This is a genomic window from Psychrobacter sp. H25 (assembly GCF_059076335.1).
The window spans coordinates 1,339,188-1,362,929 of the sequence record NZ_JCACRV010000001.1 but is presented as its reverse complement, the minus strand read 5'-3'; the positions used below and the strand labels follow the sequence as shown (position 1 = coordinate 1,362,929).

The 23,742-nt window shown below is 46.1% G+C and carries 18 protein-coding genes; 11 read left to right on the top strand and 7 right to left on the bottom strand.

The genetic code is table 11. From position 1 onward, the window contains the following. Nucleotides 1-51: 51 nt before the first annotated feature. Entirely contained in the window at nt 52-762 is a 711-nt protein-coding gene (locus AC5JPO_RS05305; protein WP_493853472.1) for an LPS-assembly lipoprotein LptE, read from the bottom strand. A gap of 50 nt (nt 763-812) precedes the next feature. Continuing rightward, on the bottom strand, nt 813-3,512 hold the full coding sequence (gene leuS, locus AC5JPO_RS05300; protein ID WP_493853471.1) for a leucine--tRNA ligase: 2,700 nt from the start codon (nt 3,510-3,512) through the stop codon (nt 813-815). A 222-nt stretch (nt 3,513-3,734) separates the two neighbouring features. Here leuS and AC5JPO_RS05295 point away from each other — a divergent pair, with 222 nt between their 5' ends. After that, nucleotides 3,735-4,106: an arsenate reductase gene (locus AC5JPO_RS05295; RefSeq protein ID WP_443524788.1), complete on the top strand. Its 372-nt coding sequence runs from the start codon at nt 3,735-3,737 to the stop codon at nt 4,104-4,106. A 154-nt stretch (nt 4,107-4,260) separates the two neighbouring features. Here the strand turns inward: AC5JPO_RS05295 and argB are convergent, their stop codons facing one another. The 5 genes from argB to AC5JPO_RS05270 form a co-directional block, all read right to left on the bottom strand. Beyond that, entirely contained in the window at nt 4,261-5,163 is a 903-nt protein-coding gene (gene argB / locus AC5JPO_RS05290) for an acetylglutamate kinase (RefSeq protein WP_493853470.1), read from the bottom strand. A gap of 84 nt (nt 5,164-5,247) precedes the next feature. Beyond that, entirely contained in the window at nt 5,248-7,218 is a 1,971-nt protein-coding gene (locus AC5JPO_RS05285) for a phosphohexomutase domain-containing protein (RefSeq protein WP_493853469.1), read from the bottom strand. A 126-nt stretch (nt 7,219-7,344) separates the two neighbouring features. Beyond that, entirely contained in the window at nt 7,345-7,809 is a 465-nt protein-coding gene (dut, locus tag AC5JPO_RS05280; RefSeq protein ID WP_493853468.1) for a dUTP diphosphatase, read from the bottom strand. Nucleotides 7,810-7,998: 189 nt separating this feature from the next. Next, the gene (gene mgtE / locus AC5JPO_RS05275; protein ID WP_493853467.1) at nt 7,999-9,402 is read right to left on the bottom strand and encodes a magnesium transporter; all 1,404 of its coding nucleotides are present in this window, start codon (nt 9,400-9,402) and stop codon (nt 7,999-8,001) included. A gap of 126 nt (nt 9,403-9,528) precedes the next feature. Then, nucleotides 9,529-11,562: a UvrD-helicase domain-containing protein gene (locus AC5JPO_RS05270; protein ID WP_493852479.1), complete on the bottom strand. Its 2,034-nt coding sequence runs from the start codon at nt 11,560-11,562 to the stop codon at nt 9,529-9,531. A gap of 830 nt (nt 11,563-12,392) precedes the next feature. Here AC5JPO_RS05270 and ndhC point away from each other — a divergent pair. The 10 genes from ndhC to nuoK all read left to right on the top strand — a co-directional run bounded on the left by ndhC (nt 12,393) and on the right by nuoK (nt 23,740). Then, nucleotides 12,393-13,016: an NADH-quinone oxidoreductase subunit A gene (gene ndhC, locus AC5JPO_RS05265; RefSeq protein ID WP_493853466.1), complete on the top strand. Its 624-nt coding sequence runs from the start codon at nt 12,393-12,395 to the stop codon at nt 13,014-13,016. 186 nt (nt 13,017-13,202) lie between these two features. After that, entirely contained in the window at nt 13,203-13,871 is a 669-nt protein-coding gene (locus AC5JPO_RS05260) for a NuoB/complex I 20 kDa subunit family protein (RefSeq protein ID WP_443524778.1), read from the top strand. Nucleotides 13,872-14,003: 132 nt separating this feature from the next. After that, nucleotides 14,004-15,779 carry an NADH-quinone oxidoreductase subunit C/D gene (nuoC, locus tag AC5JPO_RS05255; RefSeq protein ID WP_493853465.1) on the top strand — a complete coding sequence of 592 codons (1,776 nt, stop codon included), beginning with the start codon at nt 14,004-14,006 and terminating at the stop codon, nt 15,777-15,779. A 152-nt stretch (nt 15,780-15,931) separates the two neighbouring features. Next, the gene (nuoE, locus tag AC5JPO_RS05250; protein ID WP_201555956.1) at nt 15,932-16,441 is read left to right on the top strand and encodes an NADH-quinone oxidoreductase subunit NuoE; all 510 of its coding nucleotides are present in this window, start codon (nt 15,932-15,934) and stop codon (nt 16,439-16,441) included. Next, nucleotides 16,438-17,862, top strand: a complete 1,425-nt coding sequence (nuoF, locus tag AC5JPO_RS05245; RefSeq protein ID WP_493853464.1) for an NADH-quinone oxidoreductase subunit NuoF — start codon at nt 16,438-16,440, stop codon at nt 17,860-17,862. Before nuoE ends, nuoF begins: the two co-directional genes overlap by 4 nt. Nucleotides 17,863-17,872: 10 nt before the next feature. Continuing rightward, nucleotides 17,873-20,929 (top strand): NADH-quinone oxidoreductase subunit NuoG, encoded by a 3,057-nt coding sequence (gene nuoG / locus AC5JPO_RS05240; protein ID WP_493853463.1) that lies wholly within the window; start codon nt 17,873-17,875, stop codon nt 20,927-20,929. A gap of 1 nt (nt 20,930) precedes the next feature. Further along, on the top strand, nt 20,931-21,974 hold the full coding sequence (gene nuoH, locus AC5JPO_RS05235) for an NADH-quinone oxidoreductase subunit NuoH (RefSeq protein ID WP_493853462.1): 1,044 nt from the start codon (nt 20,931-20,933) through the stop codon (nt 21,972-21,974). 58 nt (nt 21,975-22,032) lie between these two features. Next, complete coding sequence (nuoI, locus tag AC5JPO_RS05230; RefSeq protein ID WP_021813437.1) at nt 22,033-22,581, top strand: NADH-quinone oxidoreductase subunit NuoI; 549 nt, start codon at nt 22,033-22,035, stop codon at nt 22,579-22,581. Next, nucleotides 22,578-23,333, top strand: a complete 756-nt coding sequence (nuoJ, locus tag AC5JPO_RS05225) for an NADH-quinone oxidoreductase subunit J (RefSeq protein ID WP_493853461.1) — start codon at nt 22,578-22,580, stop codon at nt 23,331-23,333. The genes nuoI and nuoJ overlap by 4 nt, the downstream gene beginning before the upstream one ends. A 98-nt stretch (nt 23,334-23,431) precedes the next feature. Continuing rightward, nucleotides 23,432-23,740 carry an NADH-quinone oxidoreductase subunit NuoK gene (gene nuoK / locus AC5JPO_RS05220; protein ID WP_025653102.1) on the top strand — a complete coding sequence of 103 codons (309 nt, stop codon included), beginning with the start codon at nt 23,432-23,434 and terminating at the stop codon, nt 23,738-23,740. Nucleotides 23,741-23,742: the final 2 nt, after the last annotated feature.

Sequence of the window (23,742 nt, the reverse complement as noted above, 5' to 3'; positions counted from 1 at the left end):
ATACTTAAACGACTGCAAATGGTATGGCTTAATAATAGTATTGATTAAAGGCTACTTCTCGGGTACGACAACAACCGTCGGAGTTACGCTTTTACTTGTTAATACAGATTGCTTGGTAGTAGATCCGACTTTTGGTAAAGAGATCGCCACGTATTGATCGGTAATACGGCGCGCTAAGCTATCATAGAGCCAATCACGAATCTGATCGCCTTGCTGGTCATCGGTACTGACAGAGGCTTCATTGTACTGGTAGCTGCGCTCGACTTGAATCGGATTGGTAAGGGTGACTGGCTTGCCGTTCTCAATCGTTTGGTAGCTGACGTCTGCTGAGAGTACCAAGCGAATCTCTGTCAATACACCAACCAATTCATAACGTTTAAAACGTATGTTTCGGATATCGATCGCTGCAATCGCTTTAGCACCTGCTTGCTGATTACTACGAATCACATCGTCGACGCTCATATTATCAATGACGTCGACACCCAACGTCGTTAGGCGACGGGTCAATGGTAATTTTAGAGGAAAGGAGGTGCGATTATCTTCGATAATGACGGCTGTTTTGCTGGCGTTGAGTAGCATCGGTGTGTCATAACCGCGCAGCTGAAAACCGCAGCCACTCAGGCCTGCGGTCGCCCCTATGATTGCAAACATGGGTAATACTGCGAGCATTGCGGTTACAAGCTTACGCCCACCAGATTGCTTTGCACCAGCGTACCGCGTGCTTGGTATTTGTGACTGCCCAGATCGATGCTTATATGACATAAACGCTATCCTCAGATAATAAAAAGGCTTAGAGCACTAAGCCTAGACGACTAGCCTACAACCACGATATTAACCAGCTTGTTAGGAACGACGATTTCTTTTTTGATCTCGCCTGTAATGAATTTTGCCACGCTATCCATCGTTCGAGCTTGTGCTTTTAATTGCTCAGGATCGCTGTTTGGTGCGACATCCATCTTACCGCGCATTTTACCATTGACCTGTACGACCATCGTGATCGTATCCTGTACCAGTGCACTGTCGTCAACGGTTGGGTAGTCTAGGGTTAAGGTGTCAAGACCTAGCTGCTCAAGTAAATGCTCACCGACGTGCGGTGCGTAGACAGACAGCATGATAAGGAGGTTGGTCAACGCTTCATGCTTAACTTGTAGCTCTTGCTCGCCAGTAGCGTTAAATGCAGTCAACTCGTTGGCAAGTTCCATTAGGCTCGATACTGGGGTATTGAGTGCCAAACGATCACCCAAATCACTATCGATCTTGGCGATAGTTTCGTGCGTTTTACGACGTAAGTTTTTAGCTTCTTTACTCAGTCCCTCTGTGCTCAAGGTAGCACTGTTCAGTGTATCAATACTGATGCCAGCTGCCGTTAGCGCTTGCATGTGATCATTGGCAATGCGCCATACTTTTTTCACAAAGTTATAAGGGCCTTTTAGCGCATCATCTGACCACTCAAGTGTTTGATCAGCAGGCGCGGTAAATAGCGTATATAAACGAACCGTATCTGCACCGTATTTATCAATGGTGATTTGCGGGTCGACGCCATTGTTTTTTGATTTGGACATTTTTTCGATTTTGCCGATCGTGACTGGCTGGCCGTCTGACTTTAAGATGGCTTTGATTGGTTGACCGCGTTCGTTGAAGTCGATATCGATATCTTCTGCAAAGTAGTAGGTCGTACTGCCATCAGCGTTGACGCGATAGAACGTGCCAGCGAGTACCATGCCTTGGGTCATTAGATTGGCAAAAGGCTCGTCGCCTGTGACCAAGTTTTCATCACGCATGAGCTTGTGGAAGAAACGCGCATACAACAGATGCATCACCGCATGTTCGACACCGCCCACGTATTGATCGACAGGCAGCCATTTATTGGCAGCAGACTTGTTGACCATGTTTTGCGCATCCGTTGGGCTAGCAAAGCGCGCATAATACCAGCTTGATTCTACAAAAGTGTCAAAGGTATCCGTCTCACGCTCAGCAGGGTTGCCACATTTAGGACACGTGGTGTTCACAAACTCTGGGATGTTTTTAAGTGGGTTACCGCGACCATCAGGTACGACATCAGTTGGCAACACAACCGGCAAGTCTTGCTCTTCGACAGGCACCGTACCGCAATGCTCGCAGTTGATCATTGGGATAGGGCAGCCCCAATAGCGCTGGCGAGACACGCCCCAATCACGCAAGCGATATTGGATTTTTTTCTTGGCAAGCTCTTTTGGTTCAAGCTTGCTCAGCATCGCCTCAAACGCTTGCTCAAAGTCTAAACCGTCAAACTCACCTGAGTTGACCAAGGTATTGCGCTCGGTATAGGCAAGATTGACCTCAGTATTAACATCAGTCTCGTTTGCTTTGGCATCCGCTTTAGCATCGTCAAAATAGCCATCAGGCGTATGGATAACTTGCTTGATCGGTAGGTTGTACTTCACCGCAAACTCATAATCGCGCTCATCATGCGCTGGTACTGCCATGACCGCACCTGAGCCATAGCTCATCAACACGTAGTTAGCGACCCAAACTGGCACTTCTTCACCAGTCAGTGGATGCGTCACAGTCAGACCCGTATCCATACCGATTTTCTCAGCTTTGGCGAGATCAGCCTCAGCCACTGAGCCTTTTTTACAAAGCGCACAGAACTGAGCGATTATTTCATCATTTTCAGCAGCGTATTGTGCGAGTGGATGCTCTGCTGCAACGGCGACATAAGTCACGCCCATTAAGGTATCAGGACGAGTAGTGAACACATCTAAGGTGTTTTCTTCACCAGCCAGCTCATAAGGGAAATGCACTTCCATACCCGCACTACGACCAATCCAGTTGCGCTGCATGGTCAATACTTCAGACGGCCAGTGACCCTCTAGCTGATCCAAATCATCCAATAGCTCATCAGCATAGTCAGTGATGTTGAAGTAATACATTGGGATGTCGCGTTTTTCCACTGCCGCGCCACTACGCCAGCCTTTACCGTCGATGACTTGCTCGTTTGCCAAGACGGTGTTATCCACTGGATCCCAGTTGACCGTTGAGAGTTTTTTATATACCAAGCCTTTTTTGTACAACTGCAAGAACAACCACTGCTCCCACTGATAATATTCAGGGCTGCAAGTGGCAAACTCGCGTGACCAGTCAATAGACAAGCCAAGTAGTTTAAGCTGTGCGCGCATGTTGTCAATATTGGCAAACGTCCACGCAGCAGGCGGAGTTTGATTGGCAATCGCGGCGTTTTCAGCAGGCAAGCCAAAACCATCCCAACCCATTGGTTGCATGACCTCATACCCTTTGAGACGATAATAGCGGCTTAATACGTCAGAAATCGTATAGTTACGTACATGACCCATATGCAGCTTGCCGCTTGGGTAAGGGAACATCGACAGCATGTAACGGCTTGGTTTGTCGCTTGGCTCATTGCTGACTTCAAAGCGCTTATCAGTGGCCCATTTGGTTTGCTGTGCGGCTTCTATCGCTTGCGGGTTGTAATAATGGTTATCGGTTTGGTCTGCTGTCACGGCATTGCTCATAGTCGGCTCGAAATTGGTTGATACTGATTTATTTAATACTGATCAAAATAGGTGGGATTTGACAATGCCATAGCATAGCGTAATTTGGCAAAAATTGCGACGATATGATGCATTCACTAACAAGGTTTGTGGATTGACCGTGAGGTATTTTCTATATCCAGTCAGCCTTCGGTATAATAGGAACATTCACAGGCATTTATGGGCAAATAATAAGGACTCGCAATGACTATCACTATTTACGGAATCAAATCATGCAGCACGATGAAAAAGGCGTTCAATAAGCTAGATGAATTAGGCGTTAGCTATGAGTTTCACGACTATAAAAAACAAGGTATCAATAAAGAAGCAGTACAGCGCTGGGTAAATGAGTTGGGTATTGATAAGGTGCTGAATAAACGCGGCACGACATGGCGAAAGCTAGACGACAGTCAAAAGCAAGCGGCTGATGCTGGTGTAGACAACGCGATAGATTTACTCGTGGAAAATACCAGTATGATTAAACGCCCGATTGTAGAAGGTCAGCTGGCAGATAAAAATCAAGAAGTATTGCTGTGCGGTTTTAATGAAGCGGAGTTTGATAAGGCTTTTTCGTAGAGAGGTGACTTCCTGATTATTCTACATGACCAGCTTTCAAGAATTGCCACTCTAGAAGCTTAAAAGTTTAAAAAACCTAAAAGAGCCCGAGCTAGTGCAAAGCTCGGGCTCTTTTTTATTGATAGCTAATAATAGGCACATTTTGTGAGTCTAATTATGCATCTATCTCACGGCTAATGAGGGTACCAACGCCTTCATTAGTGAAAATCTCCAACAAGGTTGCGTGGGGTACACGACCATCGACGATAACGGCACTTTTGACGCCGCTACGTACCGCATCAAGCGCGCACTGAATTTTAGGAATCATACCACCTGAGATCGTACCGTCTTCGATGAGGCCATCGACTTTCTTTGGCGTCAGTCCAGTGACCACTTCACCATCACGGCCCAGTACGCCTTTTATATTGGTTAGCAGCATCAGCTTTTCTGCTTGCAAAAACTCTGCGACTTTTCCTGCGACCAGATCCGCGTTGATGTTGTAGGTATTGCCTTCTTTATCAACGCCAAGTGGTGCGATAACAGGGATAAAGTCAGAGGCAATCAGCATGTTGATCACATCTTTATTGACACTCACCACATCACCGACAAACCCTAAATCAACAGGAACAGCGTTACCGTCTGCGCCAATTTTTTCCATCATCAGTTTTTTTGCTTGAATTAAATTGGCATCTTTACCGGTCAGACCGATCGCGCGCCCGCCATGCTTATTGATTAAGCTAACAATGGATTTGTTGACACTACCGCCTAACACCATCTCTACAACATCCATAGTGCTTTTGTCGGTGACACGCATCCCATCGATACGGTCTGATTGACGACCCAACTCTTTGAGCAGGTTATCGACTTGTGGACCGCCACCATGAACGACTACTGGATGCATACCCACAGTTTTTAGTAAGACGATATCGCGAGCAAATGAGCTCTCAAGCTCAGGGTCGGTCATCGCATTGCCACCATATTTCACCACGATGAGCTTATCAACAAAACGCTGAATATAGGGTAACGCTGTGGTCAATACCTCAGCAGTGTTTTTGGCATCATCTAAATTAAGCGTCATTATGAACTCCTAAGGGCAGTGTTGAGTGGGTTGTTTTTGTTGTATCTATTGTCTCTAACAAGATAATTATTTGATTGCGCATAGCTACTCAGCAGGCATAGCAACGATCTGTTGTGCTAGCGCTGCGCTAAATGGTCGGCACAGAGACGCAAACGTTGCCTGAATATCTCTTAAGTCGTCCATACTATTGCCTGCAAAGCGTGCAGTTAGGTTGTTACTGGTGTTTGATTGGCGTAATACCCCAAACCCATGTGCAAAGTCCAAGCGTATACCATCGATGCAATTCAGCTTAGTTCCTATGGGGAATAAACACTTGGCTTGCCCAACTGTTATGTATGATCTGACTGTGGCGCAAGCACATATTGACGACTTGCATAAGGCAGTTGGTAGATGGGTAGCTTTTAAGGGTTGTTCAGGCTTATTGATAGAGTTGCTAACAGAGTCGCTCGTAGAATCAGTATCGACAGATATACCAACCAGATGCTGCAAGTAGGTACAGAAACTCGTCAATTGCTCCATAATTGTACAATCTGTCATAGTCGCCTGCGGTATTGGTAGATAATGGTCAGCGGTACTGACCATCGCAGGCAGGCGTTGCATAATATCTGTCAGAGATTTTTTATTGTTAAGTGCATTACGAGACTGGTCAAACCGATGCAGCAGCCGTAATGCAGCGTACATCGCATCATCATAAGCAATAAAACGACTGTCATTGAAAATAAAATGTCCCGATAATTCACCAGCGAAAACAATTTGACTGTCAGGGTGTTGTATCTGTTGGCGCATAAAGCTGCTGCCTGTCTTGCTGATCACAGGCGTGGCATTGAGGTCGACCAGTAGCTTGGGTAAATGATGGGTACATTTGACATCGAACAGCACTTCAGGTGCTAGTAAGGAGTCAAGTAGAGGTTTGGGATGCTCAGTGAGCGCAATACGTGCCAAAAAGTAGAGCAAATAATCAGGAGTGACCACTTTACCTTCATTGTCGACGATTACCAAACGATCACCATCACCATCAAAAGCCAGACCCATATCTGCATTGTGAGAAATGACAGCTTGGTGCAACTCGGTTAGACGGTTAGGCTCGGAGGGGTCAGGGTTGCCCAATGGAAAGCTGCCATCTGGCGTACCATTGAGAACAATGACCTGCTGACAAAAACGCTCAAACAAGCGCTGAGCGATGTTGCCTGTAGCACCATGCATACAGTCAATGACTATGATTAAATCAAGGTTGAGAGGATTTTCTGGTGTTTTTGTAGATGCTATTTGACCGTGGCTTGTCCGATTGTGAGTTGTCTGTGTGTGCCGAGAAAGCTCCTTAAGTACTTGTTCAATAGCCGTGATATAAGTATCTGCAACCTGCCCGTCAGGTAGCTCTGTTAGCAAATCGTTCGATGACTCGGTATCGAGGACAGTGTCTGTAAAGCTTGAGTCTAAGATGGCTTTGTTAGATTGATTTTTAGGTGAGTAATGATTGTGATGGGCAATCAGCTGTTGATACAGTGTTTGTATCTCTGAGCTGCTTGGGGATTTATGATTGACTAGCCACTTGATGCCTAATATGTCTTTGGCAGAATGGCTGGCAGTCACCATGATACCATGACCCTGATACTGCTCTGACCAAAATGCCATCATTGGCGTGGTAATGAGCCCCAGTTGGATAACACGTAAGCCTCTCTCTATCAGGGTGGTAGATAGTGCGCGAGCAATCGTCTCACTGCCAACACGCATGTCGTAACCGATAACGACAATATTTGTAATAATGTTATTTTTAATGCCAGTGTTCTTAACACTCTGGCTTTTAACATCAGTGCTTTTAATGCCATTGCTCTCACTCCGAGCACCTTGCTTAGTAATTACAGTGCTGTTTTTACAGTCATCCATATCAGCAACCATGACCGCATCATTATGCTGGGTCAGTTGGTGGTCTTGAGAGTTATAGAGATGCGCAAAAGCATACCCTAATGCTTGTACAAACTCGTTTGTAAAATACTGATGCGACCCACGGATATCATAAGCACGAAATAAGAAATGCTGAGCCGCAAAAGATGGCATTGCTTACACTCCTTATTTCCGTAATTATGGTGAGATGATAAGTAAGATAAAAACGAGATAGCCTAAGAGTTAATCAATGCTATCCAAGTAAACGCTAGTCGCTACCCAAAAAACTGCCTATTTGAGCTACTGACGACCTGAATGTCCGAACCCACCAGCACCGCGTACGCTTTTATCACTAAAGTCTGCGACGAATTCAAAGGCAGGACGGGCAACGGGTACTACGATGTACTGTGCCATACGTTCTGCTGGATTAAGTACAAAGTCATTCTCGCTACGGTTCCAAATACTGACCATGAGCTCACCTTGATAGTCAGCATCAATGAGCCCAACCAAGTTACCCAAGACGATACCATGCTTATGACCGAGACCTGAGCGCGGTAGGATCATGCCCGCATAATTAGGATCTTGGATATAGACGGCAAGGCCTGTACCGATCAAATGGGTTTCGCCTGCTTTGATGGTCAAGGGTTCATCGATACAAGCACGCAGATCGATACCAGCACTGCCATCGGTGGCGCGAGTCGGTAGAGGGAACGCTTCATCTTCAGTAATTTTAGGGTTTACGACTTTAACTTGTACAGCCTGCATAACACACTCGCTTAATGGTTTGATAGTTTCTATATTTTAGTTTCTATATTTTAGTTTCTAGATCTTAGTTTTTAGAGTTTAACTCTTAGATTTCAGTTTATAGATTACGATGTTAAAAAGTTATTCAACGTTTTTAGATAAATTATAGTGTCATATTTTAGACAGACAACTGACTATTCGATAGTTTAACTAAAGTATCAGTACACTCGCTAATCCTAAGAATGACATAAAACCGACAATATCCGTCACGGTCGTTAGAATTACTGAGGCGGACAAAGCAGGATCAATATTCATGCGTTTTAGCATCAGCGGTATACTAATCCCTGAGACATTAGCCGCAGTCATATTAATCGCAATGGCAAAGCCAATGACGGCACTAATCTTGATATCATCAAACCATAATTGAGCAATAAACGCCATGATTATCGCCCAAATGATACCGTTTATCGCACCCACCCACAGCTCTTTGTTGAGTAGCCAGACTCGGTTAGAACCACCGATTTGACCCATTGCCATACCGCGGATGACGACGGTCAATGTCTGTGAGCCTGCAATACCGCCCATACTGGCAACTACAGGCATGAGTATTGCTAGCGCCACCACTTGTGCCAATACTTCCTCGAACTGTCCAATCACTGCTGCGGCCAGAAGCGCGGTACATAAGTTAATGCCTAGCCAGACGCTACGGCTTTTGGCACTGGTTAAGATAGGCGCGAACAGCTCTTCATCTTGACTAACACCAGCGAGGTTTTTCATGGTGCTATCAACATCATCTTGGATAATTTCCATAATGTCCTCGCCATTTAGCTGTCCAACCAGTTCGCCATGGCTATTAATCACTGGGGCAAAACGGATGTCTTCTGAACGAAAAATCGCAGCGGCATCTTGGATGTCTAAGCGATCGTTAATCGTAATAGCAGTATCAATCAGCTCCGAGACTAGAGTGCTCTGCTTATGCTTGATCAAATCTACTAGGCTCAATAGACCGAGTAATTGCTGGCTTTGATCAACCACTAGCAGCTCTTGGCTTTCGTCATCAAGTAAATCGTCGTTCTGGCGCAGCCAGTCTTGTACATCAGACAGATAGATATCATCTCTTATTTGGATAATATCAGGATCCATATAGCTGCCAACTTCCCAGTCGTTGTACGTATCAAGTTTATTGACTTGGACACGTGTCTCTTCGTCCAGCGTTGCCATCACTGAGGTACGGACGCTCTCAGTCACGGTATCCAGAATCTCAGAGATATCCTGAGCATCGAGGTCTTGAGTAAATAATGAGATCTCTTGAGAAGAGATGTTTTCCATCAACGGCTGGCGAGTATCGTACTCGAGCTCAGCAAGCACTTCACCCTTAATGCTCTCTGGTACTTGTTCCCAGATGAGTAAACGGTTCTGGGTAGGGAACGATTCTAGTAGGCTTGCAATCTCATACTCAGACTGCTTTTCTAAAAACTCAGTGATCGCCTCATATGCTTTATCGGCCACCAAGTCCTGCAAATACAGCAGTTTATATTCGGCGCTGTATTCAGCTGGATTGTAATCGCCTGGTAGTGTTGATGGTCGTTCCTGCTCGGGCGTCGGGGTAGGCATAAGGGATCCCATATTTTTAGAAAGGTGAAATAACTATAGCCCAATCATGTGTCAACGATTGCAGCGTGACGCTTGCCAAATGTACTCAGTCAACAATATGCGCTGTCAATACTACTAGTGCTGATGTTAGCGTTTACCGAGTAGCGCTCGAATATTGGCCAAGTATTCATCAGCGACAGCCTCTGGGTCTTTGGTCGCTTTTTTCTTTTTCGCTTTGGCGGGCCAATCAATATGATCTTCAGGCAGCTCGTCCAAAAACCGAGACTCAGAGGTGACACGCATTTGCCCACCAGCACGGCGCTGGGTTGCAAGCGTCAATGTCAGCTCGCGACGCGCACGAGTAATCCCTACATACATCAGACGACGTTCTTCTTCGACTGTCTCACTCATGATAGAGTTGCGATGCGGTAGCATCTCTTCCTCAAGCCCCATGATATAGACAAAATCAAACTCCAAACCTTTTGCCGCATGCAAGGTCATCAAGTTGACTTTGTTGGTGTTTTCTTCTTCTTGCTGTTGTTCGAGCATATCGAGCAAAACCAGTTTACGAATGATGGTATCAATCGTCCGGTCTTCGTCCTCTTCCGCGCGATTAATCAATGACTGAATACTGGTATACAGCATATCGATATTATCAATGCGGTTTTTTTCTTGCTGCGGTGTTTTGGCGTCGCTACGGACAAAATCAATATAGCCCGTTTCATCAATCATTTGACGCACGATTGGCACAGGATCAGGGTGCTGATCCAGCTCACGCGTATAGTGCTCAATGAACTCACCAAACTCTTTTATTGTGCCATAAGCCTTGGAAGGTAACACGTGGGTCAGGCCCGCATGAGTACAGGAGGCCAGTAGCGATATACTGTGTTCTTGTGCAAACAAGCCGAGCTTTTCGAGCGTGGCCGGTCCCATACCGCGCTTAGGGGTATTGATAATACGCAAAAACGCGCTGTCATCTTCAGGATTCAATATCAGACGCAGATAGCCCATGATGTCTTTGATTTCACTACGGGCAAAGAAAGACTGCCCACCCGATAATTTATAAGGAATTTGCAGTTGTCGCAGTTGCGCCTCTAGCATGCGTGCCTGAAAGTTACTGCGGTATAGCACTGCATATTGTTCCCACTCATTGCCAAAGCGCAGTTTATGGGTAACGATTTCTTTAGCGACGCGCTCCGATTCGTCGTCGTCATTACGGCAGTTGATGATCCGAATCTTTTCGCCTTGGCCCTTATCTGACCACAGTTTCTTTTCAAATAAATGCTCGTTGTTGGTAATAACCGCGTTGGCCGAGGTCAAAATACGCGTAGTCGAGCGGTAGTTTTGTTCCAGCATGACGATTTTTAGTTTTGGAAAGTCTTCTTTTAGCAGCGCCATGTTTTCAGGTTTTGCCCCGCGCCATGCGTAGATAGACTGATCGTCATCACCCACCACGGTAAATCGCCCTTGCGGCCCAACCAGATTTTTAATCATTTCGTACTGAGCGGTATTGGTATCTTGATACTCATCGACTAATAAATAACGAATGCGGTTTTGCCACTTGTCACGTAGCTCTCTATTTTCACGTAAAATCTTGGTAGGCAATACAATCAGGTCATCAAAATCAACGGCATTATACGCGCGCAAGTTACGCTCATAAAGCGCATATAACGTCGCAAAAATCATCTCTTCTGGATCGTCTAGCGTTTCCATCGCCTGATCAGGCTCGACCAAATCGTTTTTCCAGTCAGAGATCATCTTGATTGCTTTGCCAACGAGCTCGCGACTTTCAGCGCCACTCAAGTTATCGCGCATCATGAGCTCCATGAGCAAACGCTTACTGTCGTCACTGTCCATGATAGAAAAATTGCCCTTTAGCGGGGTATGAATCAGCTCATAGCGCAAAAACTGGAGACCAAATTGGTGAAAGGTCGATACCGTTAGACCGCGCATTTTCTCACTTGGTAGTAGTTTACTGACACGCGCTTTCATTTCACGTGCTGCTTTATTGGTAAAGGTCACCGCCGTGATACGCTCAGCTGGCATATCACACTCTTGGATCAAGTAAGCGATCTTACGCGTGATCACCGAGGTCTTACCGGAGCCTGCACCTGCAAGGACGAGTAGGGGACCAGATACGTAGAGCATGGCCTCGGATTGTTTGGGATTGAGTTGACTCATAACGTGACCTGTAAGACAAGAGCAAAAAGAGGGTAGCACTGATATCGCACAAGTAGATGAACACGACGCGTCTCACCAAAATCAATATCGTAGCGACAGTTGAATACTATTTATTGTTGGATACTATGTATTATAAGAATAATTGAGTTTACGGTCTGATAGTAAAATATCACCAAAATCAGGTGGGTTATTATAAAGCAAAAATAGCTCCTTTGGGGGAGGAGTTGGTTAGTGAAATAAGAGTGCTTGATCAACTAAGTTTTGATAAATACCGTAACAAGATACGAGCATAGTCAAAAGTATGGATTTGGGGTTAATATAAGGTAAAGTCCATATCATAATTCATAGTAAAAAAAACACATTTTTTTTGCACAGAAAGTGACCGTTCAATACAGTTAAAAACTAGCTTTTAGGCACTGATATGCGTATAGTACGTAAATAATTTATGCCAGTTGTCACGCCATTATTGACCACGTGTAATGAGCTATTAAATCAATTAAATACGCAGCCAGATATGATATTGATTTAATACGTTGATCTTACGTTGTTAGAAGATGCGTTGGGCGACCAGCCTTTGTCCGCGTGCATTCCGGAATCTCTACAGTTGGTCATGTCTGACATCGTCGTCAATACGCTTGATAATTGGTTATTACCAGCAAAATACCTAACATGTGACTCAATGACAGTTACTTAAACTCAGTGACAAATGCTTAAATGCAATGACAGTCGCTTTGTGTTTTCGTCTACGTTATACCTGTCGTGAGGCGACCTTCGTAGGTCAGTACTTGCGCTGTGTATGACACTCGATTGGGTGAGGAGCACGTATTATCATGTCTGCTTTTAATTGGTCAGCCATTGCTTTTATCTTAGCCGCCATTGGGCTAGTTGTCTTTATGCTGGTTGTACCGCGTTTGCTTGGTGGCCGCTCTCAAGGCTCACAAAAAGAAGAAATATTTGAAGCGGGTGTTGTCGGATCTGGCAACGCCCGTATTCGTTTGTCTGCTAAATTCTATCTTGTAGCGATTTTCTTTGTTATTTTTGATTTAGAAGCGCTATATCTCTACGCTTACGCTGTTTCAGTACGAGAAGCTGGCTGGCTTGGTTTTGCCGCCGCTGCTACCTTTATCACTATCCTAATTATTGGTCTGATCTATGAGCTCAGCTTGGGTGCGATGAACTGGGCACCTGCAGATAAGCTACGCAAAAAAGTACGCTTACATGCCGCTCCTGCTGGCTTTAACTTGGCAGACATTACTAAGTTTGATGGCGCTCATGAATTGATGGTCGATCCTACCGGTAAGGTGCCAGCACAGTCATCAGGACAAATCAATGTCTCAAACAATATTGAGGCCAATCGCCGTCATCTACAAAACATTGATCATATCAATACGACAGGTAATGTGACTACTGTAGATTTTGCGACGTCTGCTCAACAAGACAATACTGAGCGTTAGCACTAGCTGATGATTTTGGCTCGTAGCATTTGTCACAATGGGCAGCAAGATGTAAAGACGGTAGTCGGTTTTATCAACGATCGCCGATGATCAGACATTTATGATCAGATACTCAATAATAAAAGTTATGGCAATAGCACAAGTAAGACGATTGCTACGCCAAACTTAATATGAAGGTTGTATGTTATGAAATACACATTAACAAAAGCCAACCCTGATGCAGATACCTATCCTGCACAGACCAGCCAAACGGTCAATGATCCTATCGAAGACGAAGTCAATAAAAACGTCTTTATGGGTCGCCTAGAAGATCTTGTTCATTCAACAGCAAATTGGGGGCGCAAGCACTCACTGTGGCCATTTAACTTTGGTACGTCTTGTTGTTATGTCGAATATGCCACTACCTTAACTGCTGTTCATGACTTGTCACGCTTTGGGGCAGAGGTTATCCGTGCGTCACCTCGTCAGGCAGACGTGATGATCGTCGCCGGTACTTGCTTCGTCAAAATGGCCCCTGTTATCCAGCGTCTTTATGAGCAAATGCTCGAGCCAAAATGGGTCATCTCTATGGGCGCCTGTGCCAACTCGGGCGGTATGTATGATATCTACTCGGTCGTACAAGGCGTGGATAAGATTATCCCTGTTGATGTCTATGTGCCAGGTTGTCCGCCGCGTCCAGAAGCGTTGATTCAAGGTTTGATGTTACTGCAAGAATCCATCACTAAAGAGCGTCGTCCGTTGGGTGCTTATGTCAATGAGCAGGGTATCTATCAGCCGCAAATGACGCCTGAACGTGACCGTAAGCAGGCAGACCGTATCGCTGTCAAAAACTTACGTAGCCCAGATAGTATCTAAGTTTTAAACGGCATTTATACTTGTAGCAATAGTTTCAATATTTTATGCACTTATCATAGTTCGGTTATGATTAACATAGCTCAGTTATGGTTGACATGGTTCAGTTATGATTAATGAAGGAATACATCATTCATGGTCACGGTAGTCGAAAACACAGATTCTAAGATCAAGCCCATCCCAGCAGTCATCACAGAGCTGGAGCAGAAGTACGCTGGTAAATTCGTTGTGCAGCACACTGTGGATGAGATTCCAACGGTTTGGGTGGCTCGTGCAGACTTATTAGACGTTCTCTTGTTCCTACGCAAATTGCCCAAGCCCTATGTCATGCTATTTGATTTGTCAGCGATAGATGAGCGCTTGCGTCAGCATCGACAGGGTTTGCCTGACAGTGATTTTACCGTTTTTTACCATTTAATGTCGCTTGAGCGCAATAGTGATATACGTGTCAAAGTCGCACTGAGCGAAGACGATCTCAACGTGCCAAGCGCTACCAATATTTGGCCAAACGCCAACTGGTATGAGCGCGAAGTATGGGATATGTTCGGTATTGTCTTTAGCGGCCATCCGCATTTGACCCGTATTTTATTGCCAAAATACTGGGAAGGGCATCCACTGCGTAAAGAGTATCATGCACGTGCGACTGAGTTTACTCCGTATTTCTTGAACACGGCCAAGCAGCAATACGAACAAGAAAACCTGCGTTTTGTCCCAGAAGAGTGGGGTATGAAGCGTTCAGGTCGCGATGAGGACTTTATGTTCTTGAACATCGGCCCTAACCATCCCTCTGCTCATGGTGCGTTTCGTTTGGTGCTACAGCTTGATGGCGAAGAAGTCGTCGACTGTATCCCTGATATCGGCTATCACCATCGCGGCGCCGAAAAGATGGCTGAGCGCCAAACGTGGCACTCATTCATTCCTTATACCGACCGTATTGATTATCTTGGCGGTGTGATGAATGAGCTGCCGTACATCATGTCGGTCGAAAAGCTTGCTGGGATTACCATTCCACCTCGCGCCGAAACTATCCGTGTGATGATGAGTGAGTTTTTCCGAATCACCAACAATTTGCTATACGTTGGTACGTTCATTCAGGATGCGGGCGGCATGACGCCTGTATTCTATATGTTTACCGATCGCCAAAAAGCCTATGACGTTATCGAGGCGGTGACTGGCTACCGTATGCATCCTGCTTGGTTCCGTATCGGTGGTACGGCGGCTGACTTGCCACGTGGTTGGCAGCGTCTGGTTCGTGAATTCTTAGATTGGATGCCGAAACGCTTGGATGAGTATGTCAAAGCAGCATTACAGAACAGCGTACTCAAAGGTCGTACTCAAGGCGTTGCTCAATACAATGCCAAGCAAGCATTGGCTTGGGGTGTGACAGGTGCAGGACTGCGTGCGACTGGTGTGGACTTTGATTTGCGTAAAGCACGTCCGTATATGGGCTATGAAAATTACGATTTTGAAGTCCCCGTTGGTTACAACGGTGATGCGTATGATCGCTGTATGGTAAAAGTTGAAGAGATGCGCCAGTCATTACGTATCATTCGTCAATGTATGGACAACATGCCACAAGGCCCTTACAAAGCAGATCATCCACTTGCAGTACCACCGCCAAAAGACCGTACGCTGAATGATATTGAGACATTGATTAACCACTTCATCTCAGTATCTTGGGGTCCTGTGATGCCAGCGGGTGAGTGTACGACAATCGTCGAGGCGACCAAAGGTCTGAACAGTTATTACATCACCTCAGACAAAGCCACGATGAGCTATCGTACGCGTATTCGCACGCCAACGTTTGCGCATATACAACAGATGCCATCGGTCATTAATGGATCGCTTGTTTCTGACGCCATTATGTATTTGGCATCGATAGATATTGTGATGGCAGATTGTGATCGTTAAAGGTGTCAGTAAGTCTTAAAGAATAGTTGTTTATCAATATATTATTGCCTGATGGCACACCAAAATGCTGTCACTTTTCGATATAACCCAGTTGCAATGAGACTGATATTGTCTAGTGATAGAGCAGGATGAGTGAGGAAAGACAGAAGATTATGAAAATTGTTTCCGACAAAATGCCAAAAGTAGATGTAGAGAGCATCCTCACCACTGAGGAAATTGCTGCCATTCATGAGTTTATGCATCATTATCCGCAAGCGCGTGCCGCCTCACTAGATGCACTCAAAATCGTGCAAAAGCGCAACGGCTGGGTTGATGATGCGCAAGCGAATGCCATTGCCAATATCCTAGACATTCCGATGTCAGATATGGATGGGGTTGCGACTTTCTTTAACCGTATCTACCGTCAGCCGGTCGGTCGTCATGTGATTCTGATCTGTGACTCTGTAGCTTGTTACTTGACAGGTTATGAGGCGCTATCAGCTGAAATTAGATCGCAGCTGGGTATCGAGTACGGACAGACAACTGCTGATGGTCGATTTACGTTACTACCAATTTGCTGCTTAGGAAACTGCGACAAAGGTCCTGCAGTACTGATTGACGAAGATACTTACGGCCCTGTCCAACCCTCCGAGGTCGCGCAACTATTGGAGATATACGCATGAGTTTAACGATTTCAGAGCAGATTGCTCGTCGCGGTCAAGGTCAAGCACCAAGTCAGCTAAATGCACAGCGTGTTCCAATCTATGGCGATAAAGCCACAGCGACTAGCGAAACTAAGCCATTGACGTGGCGTCTAGCGCACCATGACGCTGTGCTTGATTTGTCCACTTATGAATCTCTAAAAGGCTTTTCGGGTCTAAAAGAAGCGCTATCTAAATCGCCCAAAGACGTCGGCAATATGATCAAGGCTGCCAATGTCAGAGGCCGCGGTGGTGCGGGCTTTAACGCTGGTCTTAAATGGTCGTTTATGTCGCCGCCAGACGGTTTACCTCGCTACCTCATCTGTAATGCTGATGAGATGGAGCCAGGTACATTTAAAGATCGTCTATTAATGGAGCGCTTACCGTTTCAGCTTATCGAAGGTATGCTCATTACTGCCCATGCTATCGGTGCGACTGACGGTTATATCTTTATTCGCGGTGAGTACATCTTAGCGGCTGAGCGTTTGGTCGCTGCTATCGAAGAGTGCTTAGCCAATAATCTCATGGGCGCTAACATTCTAGGTTCAGATTTTAGCTTTAACTTGCATGTGCATACGGGCGCTGGACGTTATATCTGCGGTGAAGAAACCGCACTGATTAACTGTCTAGAAGGCCGCCGTGCCAATCCACGTACCAAACCACCATTTCCACAAATATCTGGTGCATGGGGTCGACCAACCGTCGTCAATAACGTTGAAACGCTTTGCAATATGCCAGCGATTTTGAACCACGGCGTCGAGTGGTATCAGTCGTTATCTGAAATCAAAGGCAAAAGTAAAACGCCAGGCACCAAACTATTTGGCTGCTCAGGTTTAGTTAATGATCCAGGCCTATGGGAATTACCGTTTGGTTATACAGCTCGCGAAATCATTGAAGAGTTGGCGGGCGGTATGAAAGATGGTAAAACGCTGAAGGCTTGGCTACCGGGCGGTGCCTCGACTGACTTTTTGACCGCAGAACACTTAGATGTTGTGGTAGATTTTGACACCATTCAAAATGCGGGTAGCCGTATGGGTACAGGTCTGATTATGGTTGTTGATGAAGCACAAGACATGGTGCCGCTACTGCGTAATCTTGAAATTTTCTTTCAACGCGAATCTTGCGGTTGGTGTACACCATGCCGTGATGGTCTGCCTTGGGGCGTCAAACTGCTCACTGCCATCAATGATGGTGAAGGGCAAGTGGGCGATGTCGAAAAACTAGAAGGCCTGACGCGTGACTTATGGATTGGTAAGACATTCTGTGCGCATGCCCCAGGGGCGATGGAGCCACTAATGAGTGCGATTAAATATTTCCGTCCAGAGTTTGATCAAAAAATCGCGCAGGCGGTTGGTGTCGATGTTATTGATGCGGCAGCCAACCAACAGCCAGTAGCGAAATAAGGAGAGCGGCATGGCAGTCATACATATTGATGGGACCACTGTCGAAGTAGATAGCAGCGACAACTTACTACAAGCCTGCTTATCACTCGGCATTGATGTGCCGTATTTTTGTTATCACCCAGCCCTTGGCTCAGTAGGCTCGTGCCGTCAGTGCGCGGTCAAGCAATTCCAAAATAAAGATGACATGGAAGCGGGCAAAGGTCGCCTCGTCATGTCCTGTATGGTCGCTCCTGGCGATGATATGTATATCTCTGTGACTGACGATGAAGCCAAAGCATTCCGTAAGTCGATGGTTGAGCTACTCATGACCAACCATCCGCATGACTGTCCAACTTGTGAAGAGGGCGGACATTGTCACTTGCAAGACATGACGTATATGTCAGGTCATAGCCGTCGTCGCTATCGCTTTACCAAGCGCACACATCATAATCAAGAGCTTGGTCCATTCATCGCGCATGAGATGAACCGTTGTATCGCTTGCTATCGCTGTGTACGTTTTTATAAAGACTATGCGGGCGGTGAAGATTTGGGTGTTTATGGCTCAAACAACCGCGTTTACTTTGGCCGTGATAAAGATGGGCAGTTTGAAAGTGAGTTTTCAGGTAACTTGACTGAAGTCTGCCCAACCGGTGTGTTTACTGATAAAACCCACTCTGATCGCTACAATCGTAAGTGGGACATGCAGTATGCGCCTAGCATCTGTCATGGTTGCTCGGCTGGTTGTAATATCTCACCGGGCGAACGTTATGGTGAATTGCGCCGTATCGAAAACCGCTATAACGGCGAAGTAAACCGTTACTTCTTATGTGACCGAGGCCGCTTTGGTTATGGTTATGTCAACCGCGCGGATCGTCCAACCCAAGCGCTTGAACGTATCAACGATAAGCATGTCAAAATCAATATCGACTATGCCCTTGATGAAACCATCAAACGACTCAAAGACAAAAAAGTCATCGGTATTGGCTCACCGCGCGCCAGTCTAGAGACTAACTTTGCGCTAAAAAATCTCGTTGGCTTTGATAACTTCTCAACAGGTCTGAACCATCAGCAGCAAGCACTGGTCAATAAATGTATCGAAGTGCTTAGTACTGAAGGCATTTATAACCCTAGCATGACCGATATCGAAACGCATGATGCAGTGCTCGTATTAGGCGAGGATATCACTCAAACGTCATCACGTGTCGCATTGTCAGTACGTCAAGCCGCAAAAAATGAAGGCCTGAAAATGGCAGCGGCATTGCAAACGCAGCCATGGCTTGCTGAACCAGTCAAACGTATCGCTCAAGATGCGCTAAGCCCAGTCTATGTCATCGATGTGACACAGACCAAGCTAGAAGACATCAGTAAGGTGAGTGTGGTGGCAACGCCTGAAGATATTATTAAACTTGGCTTTAAGGTTGCTGACGAGATTGCAAACCTTGCTGACGACTTAGCAGAAATAGCAGATCCTCAAACAGCTGAGCAAGACACTGATGGTATGCAAGTTTTGGCGCAGCAAATCGCTTATGACTTGATCCAAGCCGATAAGCCATTAGTTGTGTCAGGTAGTAGCCTGTCTTCTACCGCATTGATAGAAGCAGCGGCACAGATCACCCAAGCATTGACCCAAAAACGCGAGACGATCAAAGCCACTGAGCAACAGCAAGTTGACGCTCACAATGCCAAAGTCAAAGCCCAAGCGCAGTCTGCTAATGATCAGCCTGAAGAAGATAAAGAGCTATCAGCCAAACCGAACAAGCCTGAAACGGGTGTAGATACAGAAGTACAGGACGATATAGAGCGCGAACCTGCTGAAAACCTTGAGCTGAAAGAAGTTAATACTAAATACCAAGCGCAAGCAGGTATTTACTTAACGGTTCCTGATGCCAATAGTATGGGTGTCTGTATGCTTGGTGGTCACTCAGTTGAAGAGCTATTAGCCACCGATTATGACGTGGTTGTGGTAGCAGAAAACCAGCTAACGGACGCTATTGATGCTACTAAGTTGACGCAGCTATTGACGGACAAAACAGTCATTGCGTTAGATCATCAGTTGCTTGATTGGCATAAAGACGTCGATATCGTATTGCCAGCGGCTAGCTTTGCAGAGGCGGATGGTACCCTAATATCTGCTGAAGGTCGTGCCCAGCGCTTCTTCCAAGTTTATGATAATGAATACTACCATCCAATGAGTAGTATCAAAGAAGGCTGGCGCTGGATACATGCTGTCCACAGCAGCATTGAAGGTCGTGATGTTGACTGGACGCAATTAGATGACGTGATTAACGCTCTGATCGCAACGCACCCTAAACTTGCGGGTATCAAAGGTGCTGCGCCTGAAGCGGACTACCGTATTACCGGTCTTAAGATTGCGCGTCAGCCGCGTCGCTACTCAGGTCGTACCGCCATGCGTGCACCGATCTCAGTACATGAGCCGATGCAGCCAAAAGATTTGGACACAGGTTTAACCTTCTCAATGGAAGGTTATAGCGGCAAAGAAACACCAAGCTCGATGATTCCTTTTGCCAGTGCCGCAGGGTGGAATTCACCACAAGCGTGGAACAAATACCAAGATAAAGTTGGTGGCCATCTAAAAAATGGCGATCCAGGGGTGCGCTTGTTTGATCATTTAGAACGTCTAGCCACTCGTCAATATGTTGCGCCAGAAGCTATGTCTGTAAACACCACTGATTTACAACAAGGTCAAGCCAAGCTGGTACCGATTCATAACATCTATGCCAGCTCAATGATGGCATCACGTAGCCCACTTGTCGCAGAGCAACTACCTATTGCCGCATGGCGCATCGGTATTGATGATGCCAAAGACTGGAATATCGCTGCTGGTGATTACTTGGCGATTGAGATTGATAAACAGCAGATTACTTTACCAGTACAGTTGGTCGTTTATCTAGCAGAAGGCTGCATCGGCTATCCAGTCGGGCAGGTGAGTATTATCCATCCATCAATGCCAGCGTCGGTACGCAAAGTAGATGCGCCAGTAACGATGATGGGTAGCATGGCTAACGATATGAATAACAATATGGCTGAGCATATGAGCGCAGCACCGACCACGACACAGGAGGTGTAATATGCAAGTGACTCGTATTATCCCTGATGTGCCAAGCTTTTTGGCGGGTAGCATAAGCTTTGATGCTTGGTCTATTTTGTTTTTGGTAGGTCAATCGCTAGTCATTTTTTTGGTTGTGGTACTGGTTGCTGCAATGATGATTGTCTATGAGCGCCGCATGCTAGCCTTATGGCAAGATCGCTACGGTCCCAACCGCGTTGGTCCTTTTGGTTCATTGCAGCTCATTGCAGATATGCTCAAAATCTTCTTTAAAGAAGATTGGACACCAAAATTTACCGATAAGTTTATGTTCACGTTGGCGCCTGCGGTTGCCATGTTTACGGCATTGGCCTCATTTGCCATTATTCCTATCTCGCCGACATTGGGCGTGGTTGATTGGGATATTGGTATTTTGTTTTTCTTTGCTATGGCTGGTATTGCGGTCTATGCCGTGATGTTCGGTGGATGGGCATCTGCCAACAAGTTCTCATTGCTTGGCGGTTTGCGCTCAGCGGCACAGACCATCAGTTACGAAGTGTTTTTGGGCTTGTCATTGATGGGTGTGGTGGCGCTGACAGGTTCATTTAACCTGCGCGCCATTGTTGAGTCACAAGCGGACGGCTGGTACATTATTCCGCAGTTTTTTGGCTTTTTGACCTTTGTGGTCGCTGGTGTGGCGGTAACGCATAGACATCCGTTTGATCAACCAGAAGCAGAGCAGGAGCTTGCCGAAGGCTACCATGTCGAATATTCGGGTATGAAGTTCGGTATGTTCTTCATTGGCGAGTATGTCAACGTGGTCTTGATTTCTGCCTTGATGACTTGTTTATTCTTTGGCGGTTGGCTGGCACCTTTTAATTTAGATATTTCATTTATTCCACCAGCTTTTTGGTTCATGATTAAAACGCTGTTCTTTATGACATTGTTTGTTTTGGCTCGAGGCTCACTCATGCGTCCGCGTTATGATCAGGTGATGAACTTTGGCTGGAAAGTGTGCCTGCCAGTAACCTTGATCAATCTATTGATTACGGCTGCAGTCATTTTGATCTTTTCCCCAACGTTATAGTCATTACTAGTAGCCATCACTGATGAACTAGGGTAAAGCTGATAAGGATAATAATCCCATGTTTACTACCATAAAAAAGACCGTCATTGGTATATTTACCATTGTCCGCAGCATGTGGATGGTCAACAGTCATGCGCTTAGACCGCGTGACACCATTCTTTATCCTGAAGAACCGGTACCTGTGCCGCCACGTTTCCGTGGACGTATTGTCCTGACGCGTGATCCCGACGGAGACGAGCGCTGTGTGGCTTGTAACTTATGTGCTGTGGCCTGTCCGGTAGGCTGTATCTCATTACAAAAAGCCGAGCGCGACGATGGACGCTGGTATCCAGAGTTTTTCCGTATTAACTTTTCGCGCTGTATTTTTTGTGGACTATGTGAAGAGGCTTGTCCAACGACAGCCATCCAAATGACCCCAGATTTTGAATTGGGTGAATATAAGCGCCAAGATTTGGTCTATGAAAAAGAGCATTTGCTTATTTCAGGACCAGGTAAATATCCTGATTATAACTATTATCGTGTGACAGGTATGGCGGTAGCGGACAAACCAAAAGGCGCCGCGCAAAATGAAGCGGCACCGATTGATCTAAGGAGCTTGCTACCATGATGAATATTTTGAACCATCCTGAACTGGCTGGGTTTTATTCACTGGCGGCAGTGGCTATATTTGCCAGTTTGCGCGTCGTGACTCAGGCCAATCCAGTACACGCTATCTTATCGATGATTGTGTCGTTATTGGCTATCGCAGGGATATTCTTTGTGTTAGGTGCGCCATTTGCTGGTGCGTTAGAGATTGTCGTCTATGCTGGTGCCATTATGGTGCTATTCGTCTTCGTTATCATGATGCTCAATTTGGGTATGAGTAATGACGAGCGCGAAGAGCGTTGGCTCGATGCGGGCACTTGGGCGATACCAACAGGATTGACGCTGATTATCGCAGTCGTGCTATATGCAATGATCGGTCTTAATCACGATGATGCAGTCATGATGGGCGGCACTACAATCTCTGCCAAAGCAGTGGGTACAGTGTTATTTACCAAATACATTATGTTGGTTGAAGTGGCTGCATTGCTACTCTTGGCGGCCCTGGTTGCGGCCTATCATTTGGGTAAAGAATCGATCGATGAAGAGATCATTGGTAACGATAGCCAAGAGTTTCAGCCGAGCGTGGGTAGTATTGAGCTGTACGATAATGACAGCACCCACACAGAGCATGACGCCGTACAAATGGCTAAGCCCTACGAATATAAAGATGTTGACCCGCATGATTACGTAGGCATGAAGGTTGATACGAAGGTAGGCATGAAAGCAGGTAGCCAAGTAGGTGCGAACAAAGTCACGCGCAAGGAGTCAGACTAATGGTACTAGCAGCAAGCGTGGCACAAGATGTGTCAAACGTGCCGTTTGCCCACGAGGTGGCAGGCTTAGTACAGCCAGTTTCCGAGGCGCAGAACGTATTGGGTATGATACCCATGAGCCATGGACTGATTTTGGCAGGAATTTTATTTGCCATTGGTCTGTGCGGTGTCATGGTACGACGTAACTTCCTATTTATGCTTATGAGCCTTGAGATCATGATGAATGCGGCAGCATTGGCATTTGTAGTGGCGGGGAGTCGCTGGGTCGATCCAGACGGGCAGATTATGTTTATCTTTATTTTGACCTTGGCTGCGGCTGAGGCGTCAATTGGTCTGGCAATATTATTGCGTTTTTATCATCAGCGTGGGCATCTCGATGTCGATAGCGCCAATGAGATGAAAGGATGATG